The organism is Streptomyces sp. NPDC059668 (genome assembly GCF_042734135.1).
Taxonomy (GTDB): domain Bacteria; phylum Actinomycetota; class Actinomycetes; order Streptomycetales; family Streptomycetaceae; genus Streptomyces.
Map to the genome: position 1 here is coordinate 59,993 of NZ_JBHWEL010000001.1, position 12,727 is coordinate 72,719.

Genomic DNA, 12,727 nt, shown 5'->3' on the forward strand with positions numbered 1-12,727 from the left:
GCCCAGGTGATGCCGCCGAGCAGGTGCGCACGGAAGTCCCGGTCCCCCTAATCCGGGGAGGCCATGGCCCGCCCGGGGTAGCACAACCCCCCGCCGCCCACCCCGCGGCCCCCCCCGCGCGGCTGGGCCGAGGACTACTTCAACGCCGTCGCCCACCAGGACGGCTGGTACGACTTCACGGTCACCGTCGACTCGGACGCGAGCTGGTCACGCCGGTTCACCGGACACATCGAGACGGGCGCCGCGAGCGTCAGCGGCTGATCACGCGTAGAGGTCCGGGCGCGCGGCGAGTTCGACGGCCACCCGGCCGCCGCTCTCCAGCGCCCGGACACCCGCCTCGGCGACCGCCGACGCGGCGTACCCGTCCCAGACGCTGGGCCCGGTGACCCGGCCCTCGCGGGTGGCGTCCACCCAGGCCTGCACCTCGCGGTCGTAGGCGTCGGCGAAGCGTACGAGGTAGTCCTGCGCCACCTCCTGCCGGGCGCCGTCGGCCGTCGTCACCCGCATCGCGTTCTCGTCCCCGATCCGCGCGCTCCCGGACTCGCAGACCGCCTCGCAGCGCACCTGGTATCCGAAACCGGTGTTGACGAAGACCTCCACGTCGACGAGGGCGCCCTCCGAGGTCTCGAAGAGCACGAACTGGGGGTCGAGGAGTTCCGCGGGCGCGTGCGACGAGGGTCGCGGACGCAGCACCGTCACGGCCGTGAGCTCCTGGCCGAGCAGCCAGCGCGCCGCGTCGATCTCGTGCGAGACGGAGCTGTTCACCAGCATCGCCGAGGTGAAGCCGGCCGGGGAGGAGACATTGCGGTGCGTGCAGTGGAGCATCAGCGGACGGCCCAGGCGTCCGCTGTCCAGCAGGGACTTCAGGCGCACGTACTCGGCGTCGTACCGGCGCATGAAGCCGACCTGCGCCAGCCGCCGCCCGAGCCGCGCCTCGGCCTCCACGACCCGCAGCGCCCCGGCCGACTCCGGCACCATCGGCTTCTCGCACAGGACCGGCAGTCCGCGTTCGAAGGCCGCCAGCAGCGCTTCCTCGTGGGCGGGCCCGGGGGAGGCGACCAGCACGGCCCGCACGCCTGGCGCGTCCAGGGCCGCCGCGACCTCGGTGTGCACCGAGACGCCGTCGATCCCGGCGACGGCGTCCTCGACCCGCCCGGTGTCGGGATCGGCCACCGCCGCGACCCGGGCACCGTTCACCACTCGGTCGATCCGTCGTATGTGGTCGGCTCCCATGTGGCCTGCCCCAAGGACCGCCACACCCAACAACTCGCTCACGTGCTCACCTCTCGGACCGACAGTTCTCCAGGAGATTGTCGGCCGGAGAGATCAGTAACGCAGCACCCCGGCGATGCCTTTCGCGTCACCCAGACTGCCGTCGGGGACGAAACGGACCTCGGCGCCGGTCTCCAGACACCGCTCGACGATCTCGTCGACGATGTCCTCGCGGGCGTCCAGGTCCCCGCTCTCGGCCGGCACGAGGTGGTCGCCGCCGTCGCGGACCGTCTCGCGGTAGTTCTCCTCCACGGCGAGCAGCCGGACCCGGCCCTGCGACGCGTTCTGCCACACCTCGTCGACCCCGGCGGCGAACTCCTTGCGGCCGCGGGCCGATTCGAGCTCGCGGGCCACCGCGTCGGCGTTCCGCCGCTCCTCCGCGCCGACCAGCGGGCGGACCGCCCGCCACACGGCCTCGGGTGTGCCGTGCGCGAGGCCGCCGTGCTGGAGGTGCCACGTGTCCTTCGTGACCGTGCCGACCTCGTCCAGGAGGGCGAGTGCCGCGGTGTCACCGGTGACGTACAACGGGCGGCTCCGCTCGCGCAGGACGGCGCTCATCGCGGTGTCGGCCTCGCGCAGGAAGTTCCGCGTCCGCTCGGCGCGGAAGGTGCTGGCCAGGTCGCCGACGCGCTCCTGGCGCTCCGCGTCCGGGTCCTCCAGGCTGCGGGTCAGCGGGAAGCCGTCGGTGTGCTCCTCGGTGACCCGGTCGCCGCCGCCGTCCCACAGCGTCACCCGGTCGGCCGAGACGGAGAGCACCCAGAACGGCCGCTCGGAGGACTGGGCGGCGACCAGGTTGCGGGTCAGGAAGGTGTCCGAGAGCACGACGCGCTCGGGGACCCGGCGGGCCAGCGACCACACCTGGTGCTCACCGGGCGCCGCGAAGATCGCCAGACCGTCCTCGGCGTGGGCCAGGTCGACCTCGGCCAGGGCCTGGTCGAGCTGCTGGACCAGTTCGTTGCGCCGCTCTCGGGTGACCGCCGGATCGGACTCGATCTGCTTCTTGGCCTCGGCCACGACATTGCGCAGGCGGACCGGATCCTGGGCGTTTTCCGGTTCGCGACGGTGCGTCGGTGTCAGTACGGACACCGCGGGGTAGGGCCGCGGCCGACGCAGTTCGGAGAGGGTTGCGGGACTCAGCGCATGCTCCATATGAGCACCATAGGACTGATTCGCTTATCGGGCATTTGGGGTAATTGATTGCTAGGGTCTCTCGGGTCTCCCGGCCCGCACCCGACACCCTCGCAGGACCGCCATGACGCGGTCGCACGCGGCCATGACCACGGGCGGCACGGACACCGAGGGGGTCCGTCACCGCCGCCTGACACCGCTGACGGTCACCACGACGGTCGCCGGCCCGGCCGGCGTCGCCCGATCGTCCCCGCCTGGCGTTCGTCCCACCTGGCGCCCGTCCCGCCCGCACCCTGGTCCGCGCCGAGGTGTTCTCCGGCGCCGCCACTGACGAGGACACGCGTGCTCCGCATCCCGGGCCGATCCAGGTCCGCCGATACGCCGATACGCCGATACGCCGATACGGCGATACGCCGGTGCCGGCACGGCCGGCCGCGGCCCCGGCCCGGGTCACCCCCTGAACCGTCACCCTCTGAACCGTCGTCCGCCGAACCGTCGTCCCGGAGAAAGGCGCACCGTGACCAGTCAGGCCACCCTGAACCGTCTGGCGTGCGGTGTCCGCTTCGAGCGGGCCACGGCGCTGCCCGTGGCCCGGGGCCGGGTGCGGGACCTGGACCGACACGCTGCCGCGGCGGGCCGGCGTCGAGGTCGTCACCGTCGTGGGCGCCGGGCTGGGCCGGGGACGCGGCGGCGGGTGCCGTACGACCTGCTCGACCGTGCGGGACCCGGTGGGGCGCTGACGCCGGCGTCAGAAGGAGTCGGGATCCGCCGCCGCCCAGTCGCGCTCCCAGGACGCGGGCGCCCCGGCGAGCAGAACCCCGGGCTCCAGCCACTCGTGGAGCTCCGCGTACGAGCGCACGGTCGTCGGATCCGTGCGCCGCAGCAGTTGGCGGGGCGCGAGCTCGCCGGGATGCCGTGCTCCCATCGCGGCCATGATCCGGGTGGCGCTGCGCACCGTGGCCCGCTGATACCGGTGCACCCGCGCGGACTTGTCGGCCACGTCCAGCGCACGGGCGCGGCGCGGGTCCTGGGTCGTGATGCCGGTCGGGCAGGTGTTGGTGTGACAGCGCTGCGCCTGGCGGCAGCCGAGGGCGAACAGCATCGCGCGGGCCGCGTTCGTGTAGTCGGCGCCCTGGAGCAGCCGGGTGACGAGGTCCGCGCCCGTCGCGACCCGGCCACTGGCGCCGACCCGCACGCGGTCGCGCAGGCCGGTGCCGACCAAGGCGTTGTGCACCGTGATCAGCCCCTCGGTCAGCGGTGTTCCCACCCGGCCGGAGAACTCCGGGGGCGCGGCCCCGCTGCCGCCCTCCGAGCCGTCGACCACGATGAAGTCGGGTGCGACCCCTTCCGCGAGCATCGCCTTGCACACGGCGAGGAACTGGCGTCGCGAACCGACGCAGAGCTTGAGGCCGGTCGGCTTGCCGCCCGCCGCCCGCCGCATCCGGGCGATGAACCCCACCAGCTCGCGGGGGGTGGAGAAGACCTGGTGGTAGGGCGGCGAGAGCACGGTCCGGCCCGCCGTGACCCCTCGCGCCCGGGCGATCTCGGCGCTCACCTTCACGCCGGGCAGCATCCCGCCGACGCCGGGGTGCGCGCCCTGGGACAGTTTGAGCGACACGCACCGGACCTCCGGCAGCGCCGCCTTGTCCGCGAACTCCCGTTCGTCGAAGCCTCCTTCGGCCGTCCGGCAGCCGAAGTACCCGGTGCCGATCTCCCAGACGAGGTCGCCGCCGCCGCGCAAGTGGTGGTCGGAGAGGCCGCCCTCGCCGGTGTCGTGCGCGAAACCGCCCATCGCCGCGGCCCTGTTGAGCGCGAGGACCGCGTTCGCGGACAGCGCTCCGAAGCTCATCGCCGAGACGTTCAGCAGCGCCATGTCGTACGGCTGCGTGCAGTCGGGACCCCCGACGCGGATCACGGGCGGCTTCTCCGGTGCCTGGACCGGACTCATCGACGGCATCAGGAACTCGTGTCCGGTGGCGTACACGTCCCCCTCGGTGCCGAACGGCTCCACGGCCTCGATGCCGCCGGCCCGCGCGTACACGATGCCGCGCACCGCACGGTCGTACGGACGCCCGTCGTGGTTCCGCTCGACGAGATGGCGCTGCACGGGTGGCCGCAGGGCTTCCGCGACGAAGCGCAGTCGGCCCAGCAGCGGCAGGTTCCGCAACTCCGAGTGACGGGTCTGGAGCAGGTCCCACGTGCCGACCGCCGTCAGCGCCAGCAGCACGCCCGCGACGCACCACCACCACGCCGAGACGGCGCACGCCAGGACCAGGGCCCCGGCCAGGCCGAGGACCACGAGCAGCAGCGAGAGCATCCGGCGCACATCATGAGTGAAGCGCACGGGACGGAAAGGGGCGAAAGCGGGCAAGCCTCTCGGAGGTCCGCTCGCTGTTGGGCAATCTTTTACCCATGGCCGATTCCGGCCGAGGGCGGCCCGGCGGCGAGCGGGCCGACGGGTCCGCCGCGGGCAAAAAGCGGCCGGAATCGACGGGGTCACTGCGCCGGCCGGGTTACGCCCGTGTTGACGGCCCCTTCCGACGGGGAACAGCCTCAAGGTGTAGATGCTGGATACAACTGGTTTTGTGGAAGCGAACGCGCGACCCTGTAAGTGCAGGTGAGCCCGGTGCTCCCGGCGAACCGGACGCAGGAGGTAACGCATGTGCGGCATCACCGGATGGGTCTCCTTCGACCGCGATCTGCGTGCCGAGGGCGAGACATTGGATGCGATGACGGAGACGATGTCCTGCCGGGGCCCCGACGACCGCGGCACCTGGTCCGAGGGCCCCGCGGCGCTCGGACACCGCAGGCTCGCGATCATCGACCTGCCGGGTGGACGGCAGCCCATGACCGCCGAGACTCCCGAGGGCACGGTCGCGCTGGTCTACTCGGGCGAGGCCTACAACTTCACCGAGCTGCGCCGTGAGCTGACCGGCCGCGGCCACCGCTTCGCGACGGACTCCGACACGGAGGTCGTACTGCGCGGCTACCTGGAGTGGGGAGCGGAGCTCGCCGGACGGCTCAACGGCATGTACGCCTTCGCCATCTGGGACGGCCGTCACGACAAGCTCGTGATGATCCGCGACCGCATGGGCATCAAGCCGTTCTACTACTACCCGACCTCGGACGGCGTCCTGTTCGGCTCCGAACCCAAGGCGATCCTGGCCAACCCGCTCGCCCCCGCGAAGGTCCGCCTGGACGGTCTTCGGGAGCTCTTCACCTTCGTCAAGACGCCCGGACACGCGATCTGGGACGGCATGCACGAGGTCGAGCCCGGCACCGTCGTCACCGTCGACCGCTCCGGCCTGCGCCGGCACGTCTACTGGCAGCTGGAGACCCGGCCGCAGACCGACGACCGCGACACCTCCGTCGCCACCGTGCGCACGCTCCTCGACGACATCGTGCGCCGCCAGCTCGTCGCCGACGTGCCGCGCTGCACCCTGCTCTCCGGCGGGCTCGACTCCTCCGCCATGACCGCGCTCGCCGCCCTCCAGCTCGCCGAACACGGTGAGCGCGTCCGCAGCTTCGCCGTCGACTTCGTCGGTCAGACCGACCACTTCGTCGCCGACGAGCTGCGCGGCACCCCGGACACGCCCTTCGTGCACGACGTGGCCCGCGCCTCCGGCACCGACCACCGCGACATCGTCCTTGACGCGCAGGCCCTGGCCGACCCGGCCGTCCGCGCCAAGGTGATCAGGGCCCGGGACCTGCCGATGGGCTTCGGCGACATGGACACCTCGCTGTATCTGCTGTTCCAGGCCGTCCGCGAGCACTCCACCGTCGCACTCTCCGGGGAGTCGGCCGACGAGGTCTTCGGCGGCTATCTGCAGTTCTTCGACGAGGAGGCCCGCAGCGCCGACACCTTCCCGTGGCTCGTCCGGTTCCAGCGCGACTTCGGCGACGACGCCGACGTCCTGCGCCCCGACCTCACCCGGGCGATGGACCTGAAGTCGTACGTCGCCGACGGTTACCGCACGGCCGTCGCCGGGATCCGGCGCCTGGACGGCGAGAGCGACTTCGAGTACCGGATGCGACGGATCTGCTACCTCCACCTGACCCGCTTCGTACGCGTCCTGCTCGACCGCAAGGACCGCACGAGCATGGCGGTCGGCCTGGAGGTGCGGGTGCCGTACTGCGACCACCGGCTCGTCGAGTACGTGTACAACACGCCGTGGTCCCTGAAGTCCTTCGACGGCAGGGAGAAGAGCCTGCTGCGGGAGGCGACCGCGGACGTGATCCCGAAGTCCGTGTACGACAGGGTCAAGAGCCCCTACCCGTCCACCCAGGACCCGAAGTACGCGATCGCCCTCCAGGACCACGCGAAGGACCTGCTGGCCCAGCCGACACACCCCGTCTTCGACCTCGTCGACCGGGACAGGCTCCACCTGGCCGCGCACCGCGACACCCCGCAGATCACGCAGGCGTCGCGGCGCGGCCTGGAGCGGACCCTGGACCTCGCGGTGTGGCTGGACCTCTACGCCCCGGAGGTGTCCCTCAGCTGACCTGCCGGTCGGCGGCGGCCTGCGAGGGCTGCCACCACGTGGTGACCGGCTCCCACACGAGGACGGCGTCCCCCGCGCCCAGCTCCCGTGCCGTGAAGGAACGCCCGAACCGTGCGGGGTCCGCCGACACGCTGATCGCGTCCACCCGGCGGGCCTCGGGGTCGGCCAGGTCGGCGATGGTCCGTACGGCCGCGTACGCCGTCCGGCCCGCGCCGATCGGGTACGGGCCGCTGTCACCGGCGGGCACCGGCAGGGCGGCGCCGTCGAGGTCGCCGAAGACGACCGTGGGGATGCGGTCCACGGTGCACGTGCGCGCCGACCGGTTGGTCACGCTGATGTGCACCAGCCGGGGGTCGGCGGCCTGGTGGGCGCGGACGAGTACGGACCTGTCGGCGCACTTGGCGGGCTGGGACGCGGCGCCCGGCCGGGCGGACGCGGCGGCGGCCGAACCGCTCTGCGGCACGGTGAGGAGCAGTGCCGCGGCGGCGGCCGGAAGGGCGAGAACGGAGCGGAAGCGCATCGGTGGGTTCCCCTGTTTCGGTCACGGCGGTCGGTCACGTACGGTGCGCCGCCCGCGGGGCGACGCCTGCCCAGTGTGACGACCGGGGGACGCAAGGGGTTGTATCCGACTTGTCGGTGTCGACGGGTCGCGCCGCTTCCGTGACGTCCGTCAGGAGTCGTCCCTTCCGCTCTCCGGACCGCAGGAACTGCCGTTGTCCGGGAGGGAGCCGTACAGCAGGAAGTCGTCGACCTTCTGGTGCACGCACTTGGACGAGACGTACCCGGTGTGGCCCTCACCCCTGTTGTCGAGCACCACGGCCGAGGAGCCGAGCCGGGCGGCGGTCTCCTCGGTCCAGCGGTACGGGGTCGCGGGGTCCCCGCGGGTGCCCACGAGCAGCATCTTCGGGGTCCGCACGTCGCGCACCTCGTCACGGATGTAGTCGGTGCCCTTGGGGCGGCCGTGGCACAGCAGCACCTGGGTGAGCCGGTACGGGCCGAAGACCGGCGAGGCCTGCTCGTAGGCGGCGCGCAGCGCGTCGACGTCCTTGGCGGCCCGCTCGGCGCTGGGCCGGTCCGGGTCGTCCGCGCAGTTGATCGCCATGAAGGCGGCAGGCAGGTTGTCGACGGGGATGTCCGCGGGGTCGACGAGCCCGGCGTGCGGGGTGCCGACCGTGCGCGGCGTGCCGACCGTGCGAGGGGTGCCCGCCGTGCGAAGGGTGCCAGCCGCGCGCGAGGCGGGCAGGGAGGCGCCGACCGACAGCTGCATGAGCCCCTGGGTGTCACCGTCCTGGACGAGCGAGGCGAGGGCCCGCTCCAGCATCGGCCACATCTGCTTGCTGTACAGCGCCTGGCCGACCGCACCCGCGAGATCCTGGCCCGTGAACATCTGTCCGAGGTTGGTCGGCACCGGGTCCCGGTCCAGCGAGGCGACGAGCCGGACGACCTGCTGCCGGGCCTCGCGCGGATCCTCCCCGAAGGGGCAGGAGATGTCCTGGGTGCACCAGGTGAGGAAGTCGTCCAGGGCGGTCTGCTGTCCCTCGGCGCCCACCAGTCCCTGCTCGGCCATCGACTCGGTGAGCGTGTCCACGCCGTCGAGCACCATCCGGCCCGTCTTCTTCGGGAACTGGGCCGCGTACACCGCGCCCAGACGGGTTCCGTACGAGAAACCGAGGTAGTTGAGCTTCTTGTCGCCGAGCGCCTGCCGCATCACGTCCAGGTCCCGGGAGGTGTTGACCGTCCCTATGTGGGGCAGCACCGGGCCGGAGTGCGCGGCACACTCGGTGGCGACCTTCCGCAGCGCCTTGAGTACGGCCTGCGGATCGCTGCCGTCGGTGACGGCCCCCGCCGCGCCGGCAGCCTGGTCGGGCCCGTCGCCGCAGCTGACGGGCGAGGACCGGCCCACGCCTCGGGGGTCGAAGGTCACCACGTCGTAGCCGTTGGTGAGGTCCATGAAGTCCTTGCCGCCGCCCTGCGCGAGCTCCGGGATCCCCGCGCCTCCGGGACCGCCGAAGTTCAGCAGCACGGACCCCCTCGACGGGCCGGTCGCGCGGTAGCGGGCCATCGCGACGTCGAGGGTCCCGTTCCCCGGGTGCGCGTAGTCCAGCGGGACGGTCACCTTCCCGCACTGGAGGTCGGCGGGCATCCCGTCGCCCGCGCAGGCACCCCACGTGATCCTCTGGTGGTAGAAGCGGGACAGGTCGGGGGCGTCGGCGGCCACGGCGGACGCGGGCAGTCCCGCCGTCAGCAGAGCCAGTGCCGCCGCGCCGGCTCCGACGTACGTCCAGCGGTGGTGCACGGACACCATGCGGACCTCCAGGGACGGCGGGAGCCGGACCGGGATGCCCTCCCGGTTCACGACACGCATCACGATAGGCGGGGGTCCGGGAGCGCGCCTCCGGGCGAATGCCCCGCACCCTCCGGGCCCCGCACCCCCCGGGCCCCGCGGCTCCCGGTGCCGGCTGCCCGGGGACTTCGATGATCAGGCGATACGCCCGGGGGCGGCACGCGTCCGGGTCAGTTCGATAAGCGTGACGCTCGATGGAGTGAAAGCCCGATAAGCCATAACTCGGATGGTTCTCTCGCGTTTTACGCGGTGCGGGTGAGTGCCCGCGACCATGTCTGGAAGGGAGGGAACCTGTGAAACGGGTTACCCGGAATGGATTGATCGCCGCGGCGGCCGCGTCGGGAGCGCTGGCCGTGACGATGCCGGCGTACGCCGACTCCACGGCGCAGGGCGGTACGGCGGGCTCACCCGGACTGATCTCCGGCGACACCATCCAGCTCCCGGTGCACGTCCCCGTGAACGCGTGCGGGAACACCGTGAACGTGGTGGGTCTCCTCAACCCGGCGGCGGGCAACAGCTGCGCCGACGTGAGCGACGGCGGCGCCGTCCGCGGGACGCGCGGTGGCAGTCGTAACGGCGGCCACGGCGCCGGTACGGGCTCCGGTCATGTCGGCGCGCACACCGACCGTGCCCCGGGCGCGGCGGCGGGCGGGGCGCTCGCACAGGGGAGCGGAAAGGATTCGCCCGGTCTGCTCTCCGGCAACGGCCTGCAACTGCCGATCGACCTCCCGGTGAACGTCAGCGGCAACTCCGTGAACGTGGTCGGCCTCGGCAACGCCTCGGTGGGCAACACGGCCACGAACACCTCCGGCGAGGTGCCTCAGCAGCCCGCTGCTCCCACCCCGGCGAAGCCCCCGACGAGGGCGGTCGTGCCCGACAAGGCGCCCGTCCGGGCGGCTGAACGACCCATGGCGTCCCTGGCACACACGGGTGCGGACCAGACGGTGCCCGCGATCGCCGCGAGCGCGGCGCTCCTGCTGGGCGGAGCGACGCTCTACCGGCGGTTCAGGCCCGCCGCGCTCCGCTGACCAGGCGGTCCAGCGGCGACGGAAGGCCCCACCGGGCTCGTGACCGGTGGGGCCTCGTATGTGTCCGGTGGTGTCCGGTGGTGTCCGGGGCCGGTTACGTCCATCCGTTTCCGCCGCCGGTGGCCGAGCCGTTCCGGCCGACCGGGCGCCCACTGGGGGGCAGGCGAGGAAATCCCCCCGGAGATCCGCAAGGATGGTGCGGGCGTGAGCGGCCCCGCGCGTCCCGCGGGCCGACGCATCCCGGCTGCGGACTCCCGCGGCCGAACCCGGCCCCGCCAGCGAACGGAGCGCACAGATGACCTTCCCGGGTTCCGAGGACCTCGTCGTCACCAGGGCCTCGCTCGACGACTGGTCGGTGGTCGCCGGGTGGGCGGCGGACGAGGGATGGAATCCGGGGCTGTCCGACGCCCAGAGCTTCTTCGCCCAGGATCCCGAGGGATTCTTCCTCGGCAGGGTCGGGGCGGAGCCGGTCTCGGCCGTCTCGGTCGTCAACTACGACGCCGACTACTCCTTCCTCGGCTTCTATCTCGTACGACCGGACCTGCGCGGCCGCGGCTACGGTCTCACCACGTGGAAGACGGCCCTGGCCCACGCGGGCGGCCGGACCGTCGGGCTCGACGGGGTGGTCGCGCAGCAGGACAACTACCGCCGGTCCGGGTTCGAACTCGCCCATCGCACCGTCCGCTTCACCGGCACCGTGCCGACCGCGCCGGCGCCCACGGGGGTGCGTCCCGCCGAGGCGGCCGACCTCGGGGACCTCGCCGCCTACGACAGCGCCTGCTGCCCGGCCGACCGCCCCCGTTTCCTCGCGCGGTGGCTCGCCACACCCGGTCACCGTACGTTCCTCCGGGTCGCGGACGGGCGGCTCACCGGCTACGCGGTCGTCCGGCCCGCCCGTGACCGTCCGCGCGTCGGCCCGCTGTTCGCCGACACCGCGGAGGACGCACGGGCCCTGCTGCTGGCGGCGGCCGCGCAGACGCCCGGGGGCGGGATCAGCGTCGACGTCCCGCGGACGAACACGGCGGGTGTGGCCCTGGCCGAGGAGTTCGGCCTCACCCCCTCCTTCGAGACGGCCCGCATGTACACCGGACCGGTCCGGCCGTTCGCCCGGGAGCGCGTCTACGGCATCACCACGCTGGAGCTCGGCTGAGGACCCGCGCCCGGGAGAGGGGCGGCGAGGCAGTCGGTGTGGGCCCGGCATAGGGGGGAGGCGAGGCAGTCGGCGTGGGCGCGGCGGGGCGGAAACCACCGTCGGTGTCCGGCGTGGGCGGGGCCACCGACGTGGACCAGCGCGGTCCGGCCGTCCTGCCGTTCCCGTCCGACCCGGGCGAGACACACCTCCACCCCGAGTTCCTCACGCCGGAGACCGCCGCGTTCCCGCGCGGCGAGAGCGACCGCGTCGAGAGCCGCATCGGCTGGCCGGCCCGCGACTTGTCCGGCCCGGAACAGCCCGGCCCGCGACTGCCCGGCGCCCGACAGTCCCGCCCGCGACTGCCCGGCGCCCGACAGTCCGGCCCGCAACAGGGCCGCGCTGCGGGCCCCGCTCGCCGCCGTTCGGCCGGGGGCACCCCGGTGTCAGTTGGCGAGCTCCAGCGCGCGGCGCGCCGCGTCGCCCACGGAACCGTGGTGGACCGGACCGTGGCCGGGCAGGAGGACGTCCGCCGCGAGGGTCTCGATGCGGGCGAGTGACGTGATGGCCATCGCACGCTCGGCGTGGAACATGTTCGGGAGCAGCTGCGGGCCGCGTGTCCGCGAGGTGGGATGACCGCTGACCAGCGCGTCGCCGGAGATCACGACACCGGCGTCCGGCAGGTGGTAGACGCAGTGTCCGGCGGTGTGCCCGGGTGTGTGCACCGGCACCGGACGGCCGGGCAGGTCCAGCGGCCCCTCAGCGGGGAACGACTCGGGCCGGGTCATCCGGACGTCCGCCGTGCCCCCGGACCGGACGGCGTGCACGGCCCACGGCAGTACGCCGGGGCGCCAGGCCTGGCGGATCACCGCCCCCACGCTGACCTGCTGGAGGAACTCGCGCCGCGCGTGCGGGAGTTCCTTCTCGTGCAGATGGACCGGGACGCCGAAGGTGCTGCTCAGGTACTCGGCCGATCCGAGGTGGTCGTTGTGCGCGTGCGTGATGAGGACGGCGCCGATCGCCTTGGGGGAGTGGCCGAGGGCGTCGAGGGAGGCGAGGACGTCCAGGCGGTCGCCGGGATACCCGGTGTCGATCAGGGTGACGGCGTCCCCCTCGCTCAGGATCACCCAGTTGGTGTTGCTGCCGTGAACCAGATGAACCCCGGCCGCCACCTCGACGATCGCGTCCTCGCGCATGACCATCCCGATGCTTGAGATCCCCTCCGGGCGCCGCGGGGCCCGGCGGGGCCGGGGGGCTGGGTTAGTAGGCAGCGGGGGACGGGGCGCGTTGGGGGCCGCCGCGGCCGCGCCCGGCGGAAGGCCCC

Annotated in this window: 9 protein-coding genes and 2 pseudogenes; 5 read left to right on the plus strand and 6 right to left on the minus strand. The window is 73.0% G+C overall.

Annotated elements, in window-relative coordinates; genetic code table 11:
* Window positions 1-129 precede the first annotated feature (129 nt).
* Window positions 130-261, plus strand: a pseudogene (locus tag ACFV2J_RS00250) (phospholipase domain-containing protein); the annotation flags it as partial.
* On the opposite strand, the gene ACFV2J_RS00255 reads toward ACFV2J_RS00250, so the two are convergent.
* Both ACFV2J_RS00255 and ACFV2J_RS00260 read right to left on the minus strand, forming a co-directional pair.
* On the minus strand, window positions 262-1,275 hold the full coding sequence (locus tag ACFV2J_RS00255) for a Gfo/Idh/MocA family protein (protein WP_385096196.1): 1,014 nt from the start codon (window positions 1,273-1,275) through the stop codon (window positions 262-264).
* A 51-nt stretch (window positions 1,276-1,326) separates the two neighbouring features.
* The gene (locus ACFV2J_RS00260) at window positions 1,327-2,421 is read right to left on the minus strand and encodes a chemotaxis protein (protein ID WP_385096199.1); all 1,095 of its coding nucleotides are present in this window, start codon (window positions 2,419-2,421) and stop codon (window positions 1,327-1,329) included.
* A gap of 587 nt (window positions 2,422-3,008) precedes the next feature.
* On the opposite strand from ACFV2J_RS00260, the pseudogene ACFV2J_RS00265 reads away from it, so the two are divergent.
* Window positions 3,009-3,140: pseudogene (locus ACFV2J_RS00265) on the plus strand (arginine deiminase family protein); the annotation flags it as partial.
* 8 nt (window positions 3,141-3,148) lie between these two features.
* Here ACFV2J_RS00265 and ACFV2J_RS00270 read toward each other — a convergent pair.
* Window positions 3,149-4,717 carry an FMN-binding glutamate synthase family protein gene (locus ACFV2J_RS00270; RefSeq protein WP_385096202.1) on the minus strand — a complete coding sequence of 523 codons (1,569 nt, stop codon included), beginning with the start codon at window positions 4,715-4,717 and terminating at the stop codon, window positions 3,149-3,151.
* Between the two features lie 343 nt (window positions 4,718-5,060).
* On the opposite strand from ACFV2J_RS00270, the gene asnB reads away from it, so the two are divergent.
* The gene (gene asnB, locus ACFV2J_RS00275; RefSeq protein ID WP_385092875.1) at window positions 5,061-6,902 is read left to right on the plus strand and encodes an asparagine synthase (glutamine-hydrolyzing); all 1,842 of its coding nucleotides are present in this window, start codon (window positions 5,061-5,063) and stop codon (window positions 6,900-6,902) included.
* Here asnB and ACFV2J_RS00280 read toward each other — a convergent pair.
* Both ACFV2J_RS00280 and ACFV2J_RS00285 read right to left on the minus strand, forming a co-directional pair.
* Window positions 6,895-7,422 carry a DUF4232 domain-containing protein gene (locus ACFV2J_RS00280; RefSeq protein ID WP_385436733.1) on the minus strand — a complete coding sequence of 176 codons (528 nt, stop codon included), beginning with the start codon at window positions 7,420-7,422 and terminating at the stop codon, window positions 6,895-6,897. The genes asnB and ACFV2J_RS00280 overlap by 8 nt on opposite strands.
* 150 nt (window positions 7,423-7,572) lie before the next feature.
* Window positions 7,573-9,207, minus strand: a complete 1,635-nt coding sequence (locus ACFV2J_RS00285; protein WP_385097393.1) for an alpha/beta hydrolase — start codon at window positions 9,205-9,207, stop codon at window positions 7,573-7,575.
* 332 nt (window positions 9,208-9,539) lie between these two features.
* Between ACFV2J_RS00285 and ACFV2J_RS00290 the strand changes: the two genes are divergently transcribed.
* Window positions 9,540-10,274, plus strand: coding sequence for a chaplin (locus ACFV2J_RS00290; RefSeq protein ID WP_385097390.1), 735 nt, complete (start codon window positions 9,540-9,542; stop codon window positions 10,272-10,274).
* A 295-nt stretch (window positions 10,275-10,569) separates the two neighbouring features.
* Entirely contained in the window at window positions 10,570-11,424 is an 855-nt protein-coding gene (locus ACFV2J_RS00295) for a GNAT family N-acetyltransferase (RefSeq protein WP_385436735.1), read from the plus strand.
* A 425-nt stretch (window positions 11,425-11,849) separates the two neighbouring features.
* Here ACFV2J_RS00295 and ACFV2J_RS00300 read toward each other — a convergent pair whose 3' ends face one another.
* Window positions 11,850-12,599, minus strand: a complete 750-nt coding sequence (locus ACFV2J_RS00300) for an MBL fold metallo-hydrolase (protein WP_385097543.1) — start codon at window positions 12,597-12,599, stop codon at window positions 11,850-11,852.
* Between the last annotated feature and the right edge of the window lie 128 nt (window positions 12,600-12,727).

What these genes read in the sequence shown, in the direction of transcription:
- ACFV2J_RS00260 (WP_385096199.1), bottom strand. Translation starts at nt 2,421, where the DNA reads ATGGAGCATGCGCTGAGTCCCGCAACCCTCTCCGAACTGCGTCGGCCG.
- ACFV2J_RS00270 (WP_385096202.1), bottom strand. Translation starts at nt 4,717, where the DNA reads ATGCTCTCGCTGCTGCTCGTGGTCCTCGGCCTGGCCGGGGCCCTGGTC.
- asnB (WP_385092875.1), top strand. Translation starts at nt 5,061, where the DNA reads ATGTGCGGCATCACCGGATGGGTCTCCTTCGACCGCGATCTGCGTGCC.
- ACFV2J_RS00280 (WP_385436733.1), bottom strand. Translation starts at nt 7,422, where the DNA reads ATGCGCTTCCGCTCCGTTCTCGCCCTTCCGGCCGCCGCCGCGGCACTG.
- ACFV2J_RS00285 (WP_385097393.1), bottom strand. Translation starts at nt 9,207, where the DNA reads ATGGTGTCCGTGCACCACCGCTGGACGTACGTCGGAGCCGGCGCGGCG.
- ACFV2J_RS00295 (WP_385436735.1), top strand. Translation starts at nt 10,570, where the DNA reads ATGACCTTCCCGGGTTCCGAGGACCTCGTCGTCACCAGGGCCTCGCTC.
- ACFV2J_RS00300 (WP_385097543.1), bottom strand. Translation starts at nt 12,599, where the DNA reads ATGCGCGAGGACGCGATCGTCGAGGTGGCGGCCGGGGTTCATCTGGTT.